This is a genomic window from Flavobacterium aquiphilum (assembly GCF_027111335.1).
Lineage (GTDB): Bacteria > Bacteroidota > Bacteroidia > Flavobacteriales > Flavobacteriaceae > Flavobacterium > Flavobacterium aquiphilum.
The window spans coordinates 2752914-2771155 of sequence record NZ_CP114288.1; the positions used below are offsets into that span (position 1 = coordinate 2752914).

Genomic DNA, 18242 nt, shown 5'->3' on the forward strand with positions numbered 1-18242 from the left:
AGAGAAACGATATAATTGTATGAAGTAAAATCACACAAATCTGATTTTTGTCATATAAAATTACTAAAAAAATTAATTCATTTACTGTATTATTCACAGTTAAAATATATCAATATGTTTGAATGGTTTAGAATATTATTTACTCCGACAGATACCCCGGAGATGACACAGTCCTTAATAGCATTGTTTATGGCAGTAAGTGTCGGTTTTTTTGTTGGAAAACTCAAATTTGGGAATGTCTCTCTTGGGGTTTCAGCGGTAATGTTTGTAGGCCTTTTTTTGGGTCATTTGGGTTTTAGCATGGATGCAGAATTAATTCAGTTTGTTAGGGAATTTGGTTTGATTCTGTTTGTTTATGGTATTGGTATTCAGGTTGGTCCCAGTTTTTTCTCTTCTTTCAAAAAGGAAGGAGTGATTTTTAATGCTTTGGGAGTTGGGACTGTTTTTTTGGGTGGAATAATTGCTTATTTAATTCATTTGATTGTAAATGTGAAAATTGAAAATGCAGTCGGATTAATGTCTGGTTCCGTTACAAACACACCTGGTTTGGGGGCAGCCAAATCAACGTTGATTGAAATTCAAAAACAATTAAACCTCCCTTCTGATCATTTTGCAGATCCTGCAATTGCTTATGCCATTACTTATCCCATCGGAGTTTTTGGAATCATACTCATTATAATTTTGGCCAAAAACTTATTGAAAATTGATTTATCCAAAGAAGTTATTTTGCTCAATGAAAAAAATAAAGATTCCGAAAATAAAATTGTCAGAGAAAAATGTAGGGTTACCAAACCCGAAGTCTTTGGGAAAACGATTCGTCAGATCTATAAAGAATTCCATATCGAAGACGTGATTGTTTCCAGACAAAAACGAAGTGGATCAAAAGTGGTTTATTCGCCTTCTTTGGAATCCATCATAACCGAAAAAGATGTTTTGATGGTAGTTGCAAAACAAAAAGATATTGCAAAGTTTATTGATATTGTGGGTAAAGTATCAACAGATTTATTTATTGAATCTGAAGGTGATGTTACAGCAAAAATATTGAGTGTCACTAAAAAAACAGCCACTCATAAAACATTGGCACAATTGGATTTGTACAACCAATTTGGATTAAAAGTGACTCGTGTAGTTCGTTCAGGGTTGGAAATTTTAGCTCAGCCCTCTTTAGAACTTTATTATGGCGACACTTTGATGGTAGTAGGTAACAAAGAAGGAATTGCTGAAGCTGAGAAAATCATTGGGAATTCTAAAAAAATACTTTTGGAACCTGATTTTCTTTCTTTGTTCGGAGGGTTGATTTTTGGTGTTATAATAGGTTCCATCCCTATAATGATCCCTTCCCTACCTGTTCCATTAAAATTGGGATTGGCGGCCGGACCACTTTTGGCTGCAATATTTATCAGTAGATACGGCGGTGTTGGAGTTATTCATTCATATATCAATAACGGCGCGATTCATTTTATGAAAGATTTCGGGATTTGTCTTTTCTTTGCTGCTGTTGGGATTAAGGCCGGTCATGGTTTCTATGATAATTTCGTTGCAAATGACGGCTGGATGTGGATTTACTATGGTTGTTACATCACTTTTATACCGTTAGTCATTTTGGTTCTTATCAGCCGATTTGTATTCAAACTTAATTTTTATCAAATGGTGGGAATTATGAGTGGTTCCTATACTGATCCAGCTGCTTTGGCTTTTAGTACCAAATACCTTGATTCGGATATTCCTAATCAATCGTATGCTACGGTTTATCCTTTGGTTACTATCAGTAGGATATTAGTGGCTCAATTGCTTATTCTACTTTTTGCGAGTTGATGATGGGAAATTTGATAATTGATTTCTTTGTTATTCGATTATCTAAAAAATAGAATCTGCGGAATCTGCGTGTTAATTTTTTCACACTGATTTCGCAGATTTTTTACTTCTAAAAAATACAAATGTTCTTCTTTAGCCCCGATCGCAGTGAAAATCCTTATAAACCGTCTCGTCCCAAAAGACGAGAGGTTTATAAGATTGTAACGGAGAGCGGGACAACTGTTTCTCTGAAAAGTTAATGTTCTGCTTCTATAAACAAATAAGTACTTAATATTCCAAAAGTGTTTTTAACTCGTTTTCGAATCGGCCTTTCGGCAAATATTGATCTTCGAGGGCTTTTGTGAAAGGAATCGGGGAATCGAGGCTCGCTACACGTTTTACTGGCGCATCCAAATATTCAAAACAATTTTCCATAATCAAAGCTGAAATATCGCTGGCAACGCCTCCAAACATGGAATCTTCCTGATAAATAATCACTTTTCCAGTCTTTTTGACCGATGTGTAAATTGCTTCGGTATCTAAAGGCTGAAGTGTTCTTAAATCCAATAGATCAGCTTTTATGTCAGGGTTTTTATTCAAGGTTTCCAAAGCCCAATGTACGGCTGCACCAAAAGAGATAATCGTGACATCCTTACCTTCTTTTAGTAAAGCTGCTTTCCCTAACGGAATGGTGTAATAATCAGTTGGGACTTCTTGGGAGAGGCTTCGGTACAATTGTTTGTGTTCAAAGAAAAGCACAGGATTTGGATCGTTGATTGAAGCGTTCAGCAAGCCTTTAGCGTCAACTGGAAAAGCGGGATAAACTACTTTTAATCCCGGAGTCTTGGTAAACCAGGCTTCGTTGGTTTGTGAATGAAAAGGTCCTGCTTGAGTTCCACCGCCACAAGGCATTCTAACAACTACATCGGCTTTTTCCAACCAACGGTAATGTGATTTTGCGAGTAAATTTACAATTGGGTTAAATCCGGTCGAAACAAAATCGGCAAACTGCATTTCGACAATGGCTTTGTAGCCGTTAATAGACAATCCCATGGCTGTCGAAACTACGGCGCTTTCGCAAATAGGCGTATTCCGAACACGCTCTTTGCCAAATTGTGTCACAAAGCCATCAGTTATTTTGAAAGCACCACCGTATTCGGCAATATCCTGTCCCATAATAACCGACTTTTCGTGTCTTTCCATAGATTGTTTTAAACCGCTGGAAATTGCGTCTATAAAGCGGATATTTTCAGTTTTGTCATTTGGAGGGAAATATTTAAAATCATAAGGTTTGTAAACGTCATTTAATTCACCTTCGTAAGTAGGAACAATTTCAGGCTCTGCATTTGCCATTGCCCAACTTTCGTCAATGTCTTTTTTGATTTCCTGCTGAATTTGATCATCATGTTCTTTGGTAAGAATGTTGCTATGGTACAAAAAGCTTCTGTAATTGTCTACAGGGTCTTTTGCAGCCCATAAATCCATTAATTCTTGCGGAACATATTTAGTACCACTCGCCTCTTCATGTCCTCTCATACGGAATGTTTTGAACTCTAGTAAAATTGGGCGCGGGTTTTCAATCATCGATGCTTTCAATTCTGTCAATAAATTAAAAACCTCCAAAATATTATTTCCATCTACAATACGGCTTTCAATTCCGTAACCAATTCCTTTATCAGCAAGGTTTTCGCAACGGTATTGTTCGTTGGTTGGTGTTGATAGGCCGTAGCCGTTATTTTCAATAATAAATAGAACGGGCAAATCCCAAACTGCTGCAATATTCAGGGCTTCGTGAAAATCACCTTCGCTGGTTGCACCCTCTCCAGTAAAAACGGCAGTTACTTTTCCGTTTTTCTCTAATTTATTGGCTAATGCAATTCCGTCAGCGACACCCAGCTGAGGTCCCAGATGTGAAATCATCCCTACTATTTTATATTCTTGCGTTCCAAAGTGAAAGCTTCGGTCTCTGCCTTTGGTAAAACCATTGGCTTTGCCTTGCCATTGTGAAAAAAGACGGTGTAGCGGGATGTCTCTGCCTGTAAATACGCCCAGATTTCGGTGCATAGGTAATATGTATTCATCAGTATCCAAAACAGCTGCAATTCCCACCGAAATTGCTTCTTGTCCTATTCCGGAAAACCATTTGGAGACTTTTCCCTGACGGATCAGGATTAACATTTTTTCTTCAACCAATCGTGGTTTCAGTATTCTTTTATATAAATCTAATAAGGTTTCGTTTGATAAATTCTGTCTGTCAAAATTCATTTTTTTGGTTTTTATAGCATGTTTCAAAGATATATAAATATAACAGTAATTAAATTAAATGTTATATTATTTTGAAACGAGTGTAATTTTTGAAATAACTGAATTGATTTATTTTTTAACTTTGTCAACTTGGATTTTTAAATTTTATTGAATTCCAAGTATTAAATACATATTATATGCAAAACATTCCTAGTGTTGACTTGCGTGATTTCCTTTCGGACGACCCGAAACGTAAACAAAAATTTGTAAATGAAATCGGGAGTGCATTCGAAGATATAGGCTTCGTAGCGCTCAAAGGGCATTTTTTGAACGATCAATTAGTTGATGAATTGTATGGCGAAATTCGAAATTTCTTTTCGTTGCCATTAGAAACAAAACACAACTATGAAATCCCTGAAATTGGAGGGCAAAGAGGTTATGTTTCTTTTGGAAAAGAGCATGCCAAAGGCCGAAAAGAAGGCGATTTAAAAGAGTTTTGGCACTTTGGTCAGTATGTGGACAAAGATTCAAAATATGCATCGGAATACCCTGAAAACGTTGAGGTAAAAGAATTGCCTCGTTTTAATGTGGTAGGTAAAGAAGCTTATCAAATGCTTGAAAAAACTGGTGTTTATGTGTTGAGAGCTTTGGCATTACATCTTGGATTGGATGAATTTTATTTTGACCAATACGCCAAAGACGGGAATTCGATTCTAAGACCAATCCACTACCCTCCTATTACGACTGAACCAGAGAATGCTGTTAGAGCAGCTGCTCATGGCGATATCAACTTAATTACATTGTTGATGGGAGCGCAAGGCAAAGGATTACAAGTTCAAAACCATAATGGTGATTGGATTGATGCTGTTGCCGAACAGGATGAATTGGTGATAAATGTGGGTGATATGCTTTCACGCCATACCAATAACAAACTAAAATCTACCATTCATCAAGTGGTTAACCCGCCAAGGGAATTATGGGGAACCTCCCGTTATTCTATTCCGTTTTTCATGCACCCGGTAAGTGATATGAAATTGGACTGTTTGGAAAACTGCATTGATGCCGAAAATCCTAAAAAATATGAGGATATTACTGCGGGAGAGTTTTTATACGAACGATTAGTAGATTTAGGATTAATCAAAAAATAAAACCTATTTTTATAAAACAAAAAGATGTCGAAAGATATCTTTTTGTTTTATATAATTAATTAGAAAATTTTACAATGGATTTACAAGACCAATTAAAAAATCTTTTTCCGGACCATGAACCAGCTCATGAAGAAGCAATCCAAAAAGAAGCTCATGAATTATATGTTCAAAAAGAACCTATGATTTGTAAATACGAAAAAAGAAAAGGGAAAGCAACTACTATAATAGAAGGTTACGAAGGAACCGATGAGGATTTTAAAATTTTGGCCAAAGAAATTAAAACCAAATTAAGTGTTGGCGGAAGTTTTAAAGACGATTCTATTATTATCCAAGGGGATTACCGCGACAAAATAATGGCTATCCTAAAAGAAAAAGGATTTAAGGTAAAACGTGTTGGAGGATAAGAAAGGTTTAAAAAAAGTTTAATATGGCTTAAATGTTTAAATCAGTTCTACGGCCTAAACTTTCTAAACTATTAAACTTTTAAACCATATTAAACTACAATAAACCATATTAAACTTAAAAAAATGTCTATACAGCAATCCGAATTAATACTCAATCCTGACGGGAGTGTGTATCATCTTAATCTGAAACCCGAAAATATTGCCCGTGATATTATTTTTGTGGGAGATCAAGACAGGGTATCAAAAATTACCAAACACTTTGATGTTATTGAATTTTCAACTCAAAAAAGAGAATTCAAAACCGAAACAGGAATTTATAAGGGCAAACGTTTAACTGTGATGTCGACTGGAATTGGCCCGGATAATATCGATATTGTTATTAATGAACTCGACGCACTTGTTAATATCGATTTGGAAACCAGAAAACCAAAAGAAAAACTAACATCATTAAATATTATCCGAATAGGGACTTCGGGTTCTTTGCATGATGATATTCCTGTGGATAGTTTCGTGATGGCGCAATTTGGTTTGGGACTGGACAATATGCTTCGCTCCTATTTGATCGAAACTATTTCAAATGTTGAGATGGAAAATGCATTTATCGAACACACTAATTGGGATTTGAAAAAAGGCAGACCTGTAGTTGTCCCTTGTTCACGAACATTAGAAAAAAGAATGGATAGCGATAAAATGCACAAGGGAATTACAGCAACGGCTGGTGGTTTTTATGGTCCACAAGGGCGCATTTTACGTTTGGATATCCAAGACAAAAAGTTGAACTCTAAGATGGATAATTTCTTTTTTGAAGGAACTAAAATAACTAATCTCGAAATGGAAACTTCAGCTATTTACGGACTTTCGGCTCTTTTGGGGCATAATGCACTTTCGTTAAATGCCATTATTGCTAATCGTGCCAATGGCACTTTCAGTAGTGATCCATACAAAGCAGTAGATGAGTTAATTTTGTACACATTGGAGAAATTGGCTGTAAAATAATTTAATTCTGGAAATAAAAAGTTTAATCGTAAGTAGTTTTTTAAATAGCTACTGGATTCTTTTTTTAAAACTATATTTGCGTTTTGAAAATCAAAACAATGAAAATAATACTTACTGGAGCAACCGGCGTTTTAGGGTCGCATATTATGTATGACATTCTGGAGCTTTTTATTAAGCAAAACAATAATGGAAAGCTTTTTATTATTGCAAGAAACAAAGGGAAAGTCAACGCGATCGACCGTGTCAATGAACTTTTGACCAGTGATTATACTCCTGAAATTTTACGAAAAGCAGGTTTAGAAAAACTACACCGTTATATCGAAATCATCGATTCTGATTTAGCAAACCTTCAAGATACTTTTTCCGAAAAAATAAAGGGCGCCTATTTCATCCATTCGGCTGGATATGTAAATCTTTCCACTGACGAAAAATTGAAAGGCAAAATTTTTGATGAGAATGCAAAGATTACCAAGTCACTTTTCAATACGTTCCACCCTTTTATAAAGAAATTCGTTTACATTGGAACAGCTTTTTCATCAGGAATCAGAGTCGGACTGATAGATAATGATTTTCATAATCTTGGTTTCAAGCCAAAGCATCGCAATGCCTATGAAGATGCCAAATTTCATTCTGAGAATTTCATTGCACAAGAATGTAAAAGATTAGGATTGCCATTCCAAATTCTGAGGCCAAGTGTTATCGGCGGGAAAATGTTGGGGACTGAAAGCCCTTATTTCATTCCGAAATACATGGTTTTTTATCTTTTGGCGAAGTTTTTCCATTTTACCTCACAACGAAAAGGCGAACAGGAAAATGTTCGTTTTATTATCAATGAGGAAACAGGATTGAATATTATACCGGTCGATTATGTATCCAAAGTGATTGTAAACACTTTTGAAAGGGACGATATCGAGCAACTGAATATCGTAAATGATAAAAGTTTCAATATTGTAAAAGGACTGCAACTGATTATGAAAGAAGTGGGTTATACTAATTTCACTTTAATCAAAAATCCACTCGATTTCAAATACAAAAACACTATCGAGAAACTGTATTATGAGAGTATTGGTAAGCATTTAAAACCTTATTTTATTACCAAACCCAACGAATACGACACTACTTTACTGAATTCAATCCTTGAGATTCCCAAATTAGATAACGAAGCATTTACCAATATGATTCGTTATGCTATATCCAATGATTTTAAGGATATCAATGTGTAAAGTTGCTGGGATTCTAAGTTTATAAGAGACTAGAGTATTAAAAAACTTAGAATCTTAGTAACTCAGAAACTTAGAATCTTAAAGTTTTAGTATCTTAGCATCTCAGTAACCAAAAAAAAACATTTCCCTACTTTTTGGGTGTTATGATACAACTTACTAAAGAGAATTTTTATCGGATAAGAGCCAAGTTTCGATTGAAAAAACCTTGGGACAGTTTTGTTATCTTCTTTTTGACAGTTATAATAACAATTCCTTCATTTATTGTAATTCACCAAAATATTATTGACCCGCAGTGGTATTTTAGTTTGGACAGAATACTGCTTTTTATCCTCGTTTTTATAGTTGTCTATTGCGTATTGTATGCTTTGAGAACTATAAGCATCATTTGTTTGGGAATTTATCTTTTGATGCTTATTTATGGTAGTTTATTCGGGAATTTTAATTTTAATTCTGTTTTCGATGATTACAATTCGATGTTATACACGATGAATAATAATCCTTTTCCGCAGGATATTATTGTTGCCAAATTACTTCCTTTTCCCAATAAGAGTGAAATATTGAGGGCAATCGAATATGAGAACCCAAAGGTGAGAAACTTTGCCATAATGGCTACAACGAGGCATTTTAAATATATTCGTGGTTATTCGGATTACAGGACTTTAATCCAGTGTTTTGCTGTGTTTAAAGAAATTAATAGCCGCTGGAATTATGTAAATGACCCTAAATATGGAGACTATATTGCTACGGCACATGAATCGTTACTTTATTTTTCGGGAGATTGTGACGATCATTCCATCTTAATGGCAGCTTGTGTGCGCTCGATAGGTGGCACTCCCCGACTGATTCATACCAAAGGGCATATTTATCCCGAAATATTGATTGGAGATAAAGGGGATCTTGAAACGGTGAATTTTTTGATAAAAAACATTTTGTTTCCTGACGAAAGTCGCGGAAAAACACTGAATTATCATATCGATGAGCACGGCCAAATTTGGTTGAACCTAGATTATACTGCAAAATATCCCGGAGGTCCTTTTATGTTTGAAGAAATATTGGGAGCTTTGACCTTGGAATAAATGAATTTACAGCCAATTAATCTTTTCCAAATTATTCTTTTCTAAATATATATTTGCTTGACTAAAATGTTTATTTCCAAACCATTTCCCTTGATTGGCACTCATTGGTGAAGGATGCCCTGATTCTAAAACCAAATGCTTGCTTCTGTCAATTTTAGCGCCTTTTTTTTGTGCAAAACTTCCCCAAAGCATAAAAACTATGTTTTCTTTTTCTTCCGATATTTTTTTAATGACTGCGTCGGTAAAAAGATTCCACTTGAGGTGTTTGTGACTGTTTGGAATGTCTTTTCTAACGGTTAAGGAGGCATTGAGCAGCAAAACACCTTGCTTTGCCCAAAATTCAAGATTTCCTGTAGTTGGCATGAAAATAGAGTCTAAATCGGAGTTGATTTCCCTGAAAATATTACGTAATGATGGTGGGATTTTCACAGAATCATTTACCGAAAAAGATAAACCATTGGCTTCGCCATCTCCATGATAAGGATCTTGGCCGATAATAACTACTTTAATGTCTTTGAATGGGCAATTATTAAAAGCCGAAAAAATAAGTTCTTTTGGAGGAAAACAAACTGAATTTTGATATTCCTGTTCAACGGTATTCATCAATTCAACAAAATAGGGTTTTGTAATTTCGTCTGATAAAATAGTTTGCCAAGAAGGATTTAGGTTGAGGTTCATATTCAAAAGTTGTTTTCGCAAAGATACACGAAGATTTTAAAGAGATTCTCAAAAAAATATTATGACAAAAGGCAAATAATTATCTTGATTTTACCTGTTTTAATCTCTAAAAATTACACTATGTTTCTTTCTTAAAATAACCTTATTTTTGTAGCGTTAAATCAATTTATTAAATGATCTCCATTACCGAAAAAACATTACAAGATTTACAATTTCCTACTGTCTTAGAAACAATTTCTGAAATCTGTAATACCGACATAGGAAAACAAAAAGCCTTGGAAATTACTCCTTTTAGAGAAAAAGAATCTTTGATGAGCGCATTGTTGCAAACATCAGAGTATGTCTCTTCTTTTCAAAATAACAATGCAATTCCTAATCACGGTTTTGATGCCATTACTTACGAAATTAAGTTTCTTGCCATCGAAGACAGTTTTTTGGAAGTGGGAAGTTTTAGAAAAATTGCTACTATATCCGAAACGACTAACGTGCTTTTGGCATTTTTAAATAAATTCAATGATTATTATCCGAGTCTTTGTGCGAAAAGTTCGGGAATCCAGCTTACCAAAGAAATTGTCTCTTTGATTGATGTGGTAGTGGATAAATATGGAGAGATAAAAGACAATGCCTCTCCCCGACTTTTAGAAATCCGCCGGGAAATGAATTTGGTTCGTGGAAAAGTGAATCAAAGTTTTGGTTCGGCTTTGACGCAATACAATAGTTTGGGTTATTTGGACGATATCAAAGAAAGTTTTGTGCAAAACCGTCGTGTTTTGGCTGTTTTGGCGATGTATAGACGAAAAGTGAAAGGTTCTATTCTTGGAAGTTCTAAAACTGGAAGTATTGCCTATATCGAACCCGAAAATACCCTCAAATATTCCCGTGAATTAAGTAATCTGGAATATGAGGAAAAAGAGGAAATCACCAAGATTTTAAAGCAATTGACGAATGCTATCCGTCCTTTTTTGCCTTTATTGATTCAGTATCAGGATTTCCTTAGTGATATTGACGTAATTGCTGCCAAAGCAAAATATGCGAATAGAATCAATGGAATTTTGCCAACAATTACTGAGGAACGTCGTCTTTATTTCAGGGATGCCTATCACCCTATTTTGTATTTGACCAATAAACAAAAGAAAGAAGTTACGCATCCGCAAACAATTGAATTAAGTCAGCAAAACAGAATAATAGTTATTTCTGGACCAAATGCGGGTGGGAAAACCATTTCGATGAAAACAGTTGGGTTATTGCAATTGATGTTACAATCGGGAATGTTAATACCGGTTCATGAACGCAGTGAAACATTTCTGTTTGACAGAATCTTGACAGATATTGGCGATAATCAATCTATTGAAAATCATTTGAGTACTTATAGTTACCGATTGAAAAACATGAACTACTTTTTGAAAAAGTGCAATAAAAGAACCATGTTTTTGATTGATGAATTTGGTACAGGTTCCGATCCTGAATTGGGTGGTGCTTTGGCTGAAATCTTCCTGGAAGAGTTTTATCATAGAGAAGCTTTTGGATTGATAACAACGCATTATTCGAATCTGAAAATTTTGGCAAATGAACTGCCTTGTGCTACAAATGCAAATATGTTATTTGATGAAAAATCATTGGAGCCAATGTATAAATTGGTTTTAGGACAGGCAGGAAGTTCTTTTACTTTTGAAGTGGCTCAGAAAAATGGAATTCCTTTCGGTTTAATTAATCGGGCTAAAAAGAAAATTGAGATTGGAAAAGTCCGTTTTGATAAAACAATCGCCAATTTGCAGAAAGAACGCTCCAAACTGGAAAAAACTTCCATTAATCTTAAGGAAGAAGAAACCAAAGCTCGTGAAGAAAGCAAAAAGATGGAAGATATCAATGTGAGAATCAAACAAAAATTAGAAAGCTATCAGGAATTGTATGATAGTAACCAAAAGACAATTTATATTGGTCAAAAAATAGAAGATATCGCCGAAAAATATTTTAATAATAAAAACAAAAAAGATCTTATTGGAGAATTTTTGAAAATTGTTGAGATAGAAAATTCCAAACGTAAAAAAGCTACTCCAAAAGAAGTTAAGGCAATACAACAAAAGAAAAAAGAAGTTATTCAAGAGGTTGCTGTTGTCGTTGAAGAAATTCGCAAGGAAAAGAAAGAAAAGAAATTAAAACCGGTAATTGAAAAACCAAAACCTATTCTGAAAGTTGGTGACCGAGTGCGAATGCTGGATGGTAAATCAGTGGGAAGCATTGATAAGATTGAAAAAAATAAAGCAGTGGTGAATTATGGACTCTTTACTTCTAAAGTGAGTTTGGACGAATTGGAATTGGTTGAAGCGGTTAAGAAGTAGTTTTTGTTTATTAGTTATCACACGAGATTAGGTCATTGCGAGGCACGAAGCAATCCCGTTCAGTGTATTCCTATGGATGGGTTGTTTGGGTAGTTTTAGTTTGATTGTATGATTGATTCATGCATCGCAATGACCAATTGAGACTGAATTTATTATTGTAAATTGATACTTAAAATAAATGAAGCCAGGATTTGTTTATATTATTACCAATAAAAGTCAAACCGTTGTTTATACTGGTGTAACTTCAAATTTGCCACAAAGAATTTTAGACCATAAGGAGAAAAAATATCCTCAATCATTTTCTGCTCGTTATAATGTAAATATTCTGGTTTATTATGAGCAATTTCAATGGATTGAAGATGCAATAACGAGAGAAAAACAAATAAAGGCAGTGTCAAGAGAATTCAAAAATAATCTTATTCGTTCAATAAATCCAACTTGGAAAGATTTGTTTGAAGAAATTAAAGATATTATGACAGTATAAAATGATAAAGATGGAAGAACAGCGTGAGATTGCTTCGTTCCTCGCAAAGACTGTTGCGAATAAAAAAATAATTCTCTTTGACGGTGTTTGTAGTCTCTGTAATTCTGCGGTGCAGTTTGTAATTAAACACGACAAGAAAGACGTTTTTCGTTTTGTAGCACTTCAATCGGAGTTGGGAAAAGAAATACTTTCCCATATAGGGATTGATGTTAAAAACATTGATAGCATTGTTTTGTATGAACCTGGAGTGGCTTATTATTACAAGTCGGATGCTGCTTTGCAAATTGCGAAAAGCTTGAACGGTTTATTTGCCCTGAGAATTCTTTTTAAAATTATCCCAACCGGAATCAGAAATCAATTATACGATTACATTGCCAGGAATCGCTATAAATGGTACGGCAAAAAAGAAAGCTGTATGATTCCAACTCCGGACTTAAAAATAAAATTTTTGGAATAATTCTTATTACATGATAAATGTCATGTCTTACAACGCATAGATGGTGTACTTTTGACACATCTTAATATTTATGTTTTTATAAGAGGTTTATCGCTCTGTTCATGGTGATTTAATACGTTTAAAAGGTAGTTGTTTTCGTATTAGTAATTATTGGTTTAAAAGGCGCTATGATAATGATGATGGATTCTTGTAAAATGAAATGATTAGTTTTTTTTGTCTAAAAAAAGAGGATGTCTTTCTGTGGTCATCCTCTTTTGTTTTTATGAAATAGTGGTTTTTTGTCAAAAAAAAAAGAGGATGTCTTTTTATGATCATCCCCTTTTCTGAATTTTAAAAAGAAATATTAGTTTCTGATTAGTTTTCTGTATTTAATTCGTTTTGGAGTTAAATCACCACCTAAACGTTTCTTTTTGTTTTCTTCGTATTCAGTGAAACCTCCTTCAAAATAATATACTTCAGAATCACCTTCGAAAGCTAGAATGTGCGTACAAATTCTGTCTAAGAACCATCTATCGTGCGAAATAACAACGGCACAACCTGCGAAATTTTCTAACCCTTCTTCTAATGCTCGAAGCGTGTTTACGTCCAAATCATTGGTTGGCTCATCCAGCAACAATACGTTTCCTTCTTCTTTCAAAGTCATCGCTAAGTGCAAACGGTTACGCTCTCCACCAGAAAGCATCGAAACTTTCTTGTTTTGTTCGCCACCACCAAAGTTAAAGCGAGATAAATAAGCTCTTGAGTTTACTTGTTTACCTCCCATCATAATTAATTCTTGACCATCGGCAAAATTTTCCCAGATAGATTTGTTTGGGTCGATATTAGAGTGTGATTGGTCGACATAAGCAATTTTTACTGTCTCACCAATTAAAAACTCTCCGGCATCTGGTTTTTCTTCACCCATTATCATTTTGAAAATGGTTGATTTACCAGCACCATTTGGTCCGATAATTCCAACAATTCCCGCTTGTGGCAAAGTAAAATTTAAGTTGTCGTACAATAATTTGTCTCCAAAAGCTTTGGCTACATTTTTGGCTTCGATAACATTAGTTCCTAAACGTGGTCCATTTGGAATATAGATTTCCAAGTTTTCATCCAATTGTTTTTGATCTTCATTCAAAAGTTTATCATAATTCTGTAAACGTGCTTTTTGTTTGGTTTGACGTCCTTTCGCTCCTTGACGAACCCAATCCAACTCACGTTCTAAGTTTTTACGACGTTTAGAAGCTACTTTTTCTTCCAATGCCATTCTGCTTGATTTTTGGTCCAACCAAGAAGAATAATTTCCTTTCCACGGAATACCTTCTCCTCTATCCAATTCCAAAATCCATCCTGCAACATTATCCAAGAAATATCTATCGTGCGTTACTGCAATTACAGTTCCGGAATATTGTGCCAAGTGTTGTTCTAACCAAAGAACACTCTCTGCATCCAAGTGGTTGGTAGGCTCATCCAAAAGCAAGACATCAGGCTGCTGCAATAACAAACGACATAAAGCTACACGACGACGCTCTCCACCTGAAAGATTCTTAATTGGTGTATCTCCATCTGGCGTGCGCAAAGCATCCATTGCAATTTCTAATTTGGTATCGATTTCCCAAGCACCAAGAGCATCAATTTTGTCTTGTAAGGCAGCTTGACGATCCATCAACTTGTCCATTTTATCTGGATCTGAATAGTTTTCTTCAAGACCAAATAAATCATTAATCTGATTGTATTCTGCCAAAACAGCCATAGTTTCGGCCGCCCCTTCTTGAACAATTTCTAAAACAGTTTTAGAATCATCAAGAATTGGCTCCTGTTCTAAGTAACCAACTGTATAACCAGGCTGAAAAACAACATCTCCCTGATAGTTTTTATCAACTCCGGCAATAATTTTTAAAAGAGATGATTTTCCTGAACCATTTAAACCTAGAATACCAATTTTAGCTCCGTAAAAGAAACTTAAATAAATGTTTTTAAGAACAGGTTTGTCTGCTCCTTGGTAGGTTTTACTCAATTTTTGCATTGAGAAAATTACTTTTTTATCGTCTGACATGTTTATATGTTTTTAATTTATTATGATTAATTATTGGTTTTTGAAAGAAAACTATAATCGGCCTTTTAGCGAGCTAAATACCCAAGCAATGGCAAAAAATCCAATTCCAACAGCCGCAAATCCCCAGCCTGAAACTTCACTGTATCTAAAAATGCCTAATCCTATAAGTAACAATCCCATGAGTGTCATTATGAGGGTAGCCCATCCTAAAATAGTATTTTTATTCATTCCCATAATTGTAGTATTTGTTTTTTAGAAAGCTGCAAATATCGGTATTTTTTATAACTTTTTTGATTTAAAACACTTATTCCTGATACAAAATTATGGCACTTCTACCAGGGATTGTCACAGGTTGGTTTTTAATTTTTACAACGCTGTTTTGATTGATAAATTCGCCATTGCAAACAAGTGTCCAAGTCCCCTCAATGTTTTGTTTTGCTCCTTTTTCATCTCCGTTAAAATAAACTCTGATATTTTTCCATTTATCACCATTTGCATGGTTTTTCAGGGTGTAACCAACTAATAATGGGGATTCTAAAGAAAGAAATTCCAAATGCTCCTGAATCATCTTTTCGGAAGTCATTTTGAACGCAGGATGGTTGTTTCTAAGAGCTATGAGGTTTTTATAATACTGAACTAATTCTTTGTTTTCGTGTTTCCAGTTCCAGTCTATTTTGTTAATGCTGTCTGGTGATTTATAGGAGTTCTCAACTCCCATTTTGGTACGTTTCATTTCTACGCCCATGTGTAAAAAGGGAATGCTTTGAGAAGTCAAAATGATGGTATTGGCCAGTTTGTCCATTTGAACTAATTCCTTTTCGGTTGCTTTTGGATTGGCAATTTTTAATTTGTCATACAAAGTATTGTTATCATGACAGGAAACATAGCCGATAACTTTTGTTGGGCTATCGGAATATGGCGATTGCGCATAACTTCGCTTGGGATCATATTTAATTTGAGGATGATTTGTTGATGCTACAATTCCAAATTGGATTACCTCTTTGTAATTTGGATTACCGCTTACAAAACCTTTTTCGGTAACATTAGACCAATGTCCTTTTACACCATCCCTTATATCGTCTGAGAAAACGGCAATATTATCTAGTTTTTTTACACTACTTTTCAAAGCTCGTTTTTCTATAGGTAAAGGTGAATCTCCGGCTGTCCATCCTTCGCCATAAAGAAAAATAGTTGGGTCGATTTTTTTCAATGCTGCAGAAATAAGATTCATTGTTTCGACATCATGTACGGCCATTAAGTCAAATCGAAACCCGTCGATATGATATTCTTTGACCCAATATTTAAGCGATTCCAGCATGAATTGTCTCGCCATGATTCGTTCAGAAGCAAATTCATTCCCACAGGCCGTTCCATCCGAACGTTTTCCATCAGGCCAGCTTCTGTAGTAATAACCCGGAACCAATTGATCAAAAATATCGGTAGAACTGGTGTGGTTGTAAACAACATCCATTATCAATCGAATTTTTGCTTTATGCAAAGCTAAAACCATTTGTTTGTATTCATTTATTCGGACCAATCCATCAAAAGGATTAGTTGAGTAAGAACCTTCTAAAGAATTGTAATTCTGCGGATCATAACCCCAATTATATTGTTTTTTTTCTAATGAAGTTTCATCAATTGATTTGTAATCAAATACCGGAAGCAAATGCAAATGAGTAATCCCTAATTCTTGTAAATAGTCTAATCCTGTAGCTTCGCCAAAAGCATTTTTGGTATTCTTTTCGGTTAAACCAAGGAATTTTCCTTTGTTTTTTATCCCCGATGAAGGATCAATTGAAAAATCCCGCACGTGAGCTTCATACAATATGATGTCTGAAATCGATTTTAAAGAAGGCTGCTTGTCTGTTTTCCAGTCAGAAGGATTGGTTAATTTTGGGTCAAAGATCAGGCCTCGATTCCCGTTCACACCTACACCTTTTACATACGGATCAGGCATTTCTTTAGACCAATTTCCATTGATATATTTTACTTGTAACGTATAGTAGGTATTGTGATAATTGCCGTCTAAAACAATTTGCCAGACACCTGTTTTAGGATCATAATCTAAATTTTTTACAGCAAAAGTTTCTCCTCCATTGCCTTGTTTATAAAGATTTATTTTGACTTCGCTAACATTTGGACTCCATAATTTTATAATGGTTTTATTGGGCGAATAAACAACCCCCAAATCATCTTTCAAATAAACAGGATAAGCATCAAATGTAGCATACTGAATTGTGTTTATTTTTGAGTTTTGGGTCATGGCAAAATTTACTGTGAGTAATAAACCAATAATTAAATGGATTTTTTTAGTGTCGCCAAACATATTAAAAATGTTTAATTGAAAATTTTGTAAAGCATTTCTCTTAATAAATCCGCCTGTGATAAGCTGTTGGCACCAACACCTTTGCTTTTTACATCAGTATCTCGCAATGACGCCACTATTTGGCTTACTTTTTTCATTGGATAATTTTTGACTGCTACATCATAATCTTTTAAGAAAAAAGGATTAACTCCCAGTGCAGAAGCCACATTTTTAGGGTTTTTGTCCTTCAAACCGTGGTATTTCAATAGCTGAACAAAAAAGCTAAAAACCAAACCAACTGTCATAACAATTGGGTTGTCTTTTGGGTTTTGAGCAAAATTCTCAGCGATTTTGTATGCTTTCAATTGATCGCGTTCACCAATGGCTTTTCGCAATTCGAAGACATTATAATCTTTGCTAAATCCAATATTTTCTTCAATGTCTTTGGCAGATATAGTGCTTCCTGCCGGCAATATAATTTGCAGTTTTTCAAGTTCTTTATTGATAGTGCTCAAATCAGTTCCTAAAAACTCGACCAACATAGCAGAAGCTTTGGGTTCAATAGAGTATTTCTTCCCTGATAAAACGCGCTTAATCCAGTCTCCTACCTGATTTTCATACAATTTTTTACTTTCATAAACAATTCCGTTTTTAGCGAGAAGTTTGGTGACTTTTTTACGTTTGTCTAGTGTTTTGTATTTGTAACAAAATACCAAAACGGTCGAAGGCATTGGGTTTTCGACATAACTTTCTATTTTGTCGATTGTTCTTGATAATTCCTGCGCTTCTTTGATGATTACCACTTGGCGATCGGCCATCATAGGGTAGCGTTTGGCTGTAGAGACAACATCTTCTATACTAACATCCCTGCCATAAAGAACGGTTTGATTAAACCCTTTTTCTTCTTCGGCCAAAACATTTATTTCAATATATTCTGACAATTTGTCGATATAATAAGGTTCTTCCCCCATCAAAAAATAAATTGGTTTGATGTTGCCGCCCTTTATATCATTTACAATCTTTACAACTTCGTCCATTTTTTTTGTTTAAGATTTA

15 protein-coding genes are annotated in these 18242 nt (G+C 34.8%); 9 read left to right on the top strand and 6 right to left on the bottom strand.

The annotated features are described in order from the left end of the window. Positions 1-114: 114 nt before the first annotated feature. Positions 115-1815: a putative transporter gene (locus OZP12_RS11410; RefSeq protein WP_281225117.1), complete on the top strand. Its 1701-nt coding sequence runs from the start codon at positions 115-117 to the stop codon at positions 1813-1815. 267 nt (positions 1816-2082) lie between these two features. On the opposite strand, the gene OZP12_RS11415 is transcribed toward OZP12_RS11410, so the two are convergent. After that, positions 2083-4059 (bottom strand): alpha-ketoacid dehydrogenase subunit alpha/beta, encoded by a 1977-nt coding sequence (locus OZP12_RS11415; RefSeq protein ID WP_281225118.1) that lies wholly within the window; start codon positions 4057-4059, stop codon positions 2083-2085. A 176-nt stretch (positions 4060-4235) separates the two neighbouring features. Here OZP12_RS11415 and OZP12_RS11420 point away from each other — a divergent pair, with 176 nt between their 5' ends. The 5 genes from OZP12_RS11420 to OZP12_RS11440 all read left to right on the top strand — a co-directional run bounded on the left by OZP12_RS11420 (position 4236) and on the right by OZP12_RS11440 (position 8885). Beyond that, on the top strand, positions 4236-5186 hold the full coding sequence (locus tag OZP12_RS11420) for an isopenicillin N synthase family dioxygenase (RefSeq protein ID WP_281225119.1): 951 nt from the start codon (positions 4236-4238) through the stop codon (positions 5184-5186). 74 nt (positions 5187-5260) lie between these two features. Beyond that, on the top strand, positions 5261-5590 hold the full coding sequence (locus OZP12_RS11425; RefSeq protein WP_281225120.1) for a translation initiation factor: 330 nt from the start codon (positions 5261-5263) through the stop codon (positions 5588-5590). A gap of 123 nt (positions 5591-5713) precedes the next feature. Then, positions 5714-6586, top strand: a complete 873-nt coding sequence (locus tag OZP12_RS11430) for a nucleoside phosphorylase (protein WP_281225121.1) — start codon at positions 5714-5716, stop codon at positions 6584-6586. Between the two features lie 98 nt (positions 6587-6684). Continuing rightward, a complete protein-coding gene (locus OZP12_RS11435; protein WP_281225122.1) occupies positions 6685-7809 on the top strand; it encodes an SDR family oxidoreductase in 1125 nt (374 codons plus the stop codon). A 143-nt stretch (positions 7810-7952) separates the two neighbouring features. Then, positions 7953-8885: a transglutaminase-like domain-containing protein gene (locus OZP12_RS11440; protein WP_281225123.1), complete on the top strand. Its 933-nt coding sequence runs from the start codon at positions 7953-7955 to the stop codon at positions 8883-8885. A 6-nt stretch (positions 8886-8891) separates the two neighbouring features. Here OZP12_RS11440 and ung read toward each other — a convergent pair whose 3' ends face one another. Beyond that, positions 8892-9563 carry a uracil-DNA glycosylase gene (gene ung, locus OZP12_RS11445; RefSeq protein WP_281225124.1) on the bottom strand — a complete coding sequence of 224 codons (672 nt, stop codon included), beginning with the start codon at positions 9561-9563 and terminating at the stop codon, positions 8892-8894. Positions 9564-9736: 173 nt separating this feature from the next. Between ung and OZP12_RS11450 the strand changes: the two genes are divergently transcribed. The 3 genes from OZP12_RS11450 (at position 9737) to OZP12_RS11460 (ending at position 12843) form a co-directional block, all read left to right on the top strand. Beyond that, entirely contained in the window at positions 9737-11902 is a 2166-nt protein-coding gene (locus OZP12_RS11450; protein ID WP_281225125.1) for an endonuclease MutS2, read from the top strand. A gap of 178 nt (positions 11903-12080) precedes the next feature. After that, on the top strand, positions 12081-12386 hold the full coding sequence (locus tag OZP12_RS11455) for a GIY-YIG nuclease family protein (RefSeq protein WP_281225126.1): 306 nt from the start codon (positions 12081-12083) through the stop codon (positions 12384-12386). Between the two features lie 10 nt (positions 12387-12396). After that, positions 12397-12843 carry a thiol-disulfide oxidoreductase DCC family protein gene (locus OZP12_RS11460; RefSeq protein ID WP_281229057.1) on the top strand — a complete coding sequence of 149 codons (447 nt, stop codon included), beginning with the start codon at positions 12397-12399 and terminating at the stop codon, positions 12841-12843. Positions 12844-13186: 343 nt separating this feature from the next. Here OZP12_RS11460 and ettA read toward each other — a convergent pair whose 3' ends face one another. From ettA to holA, 4 genes are all read right to left on the bottom strand, one after another. Beyond that, on the bottom strand, positions 13187-14881 hold the full coding sequence (gene ettA, locus OZP12_RS11465; RefSeq protein WP_281225127.1) for an energy-dependent translational throttle protein EttA: 1695 nt from the start codon (positions 14879-14881) through the stop codon (positions 13187-13189). A gap of 51 nt (positions 14882-14932) precedes the next feature. Then, complete coding sequence (locus OZP12_RS11470; protein WP_281229058.1) at positions 14933-15109, bottom strand: CAL67264 family membrane protein; 177 nt, start codon at positions 15107-15109, stop codon at positions 14933-14935. 76 nt (positions 15110-15185) lie between these two features. After that, positions 15186-17207, bottom strand: coding sequence for a type I pullulanase (gene pulA, locus OZP12_RS11475; RefSeq protein WP_281225128.1), 2022 nt, complete (start codon positions 17205-17207; stop codon positions 15186-15188). Between the two features lie 11 nt (positions 17208-17218). Then, entirely contained in the window at positions 17219-18223 is a 1005-nt protein-coding gene (holA, locus tag OZP12_RS11480) for a DNA polymerase III subunit delta (protein ID WP_281225129.1), read from the bottom strand. Positions 18224-18242: the final 19 nt, after the last annotated feature.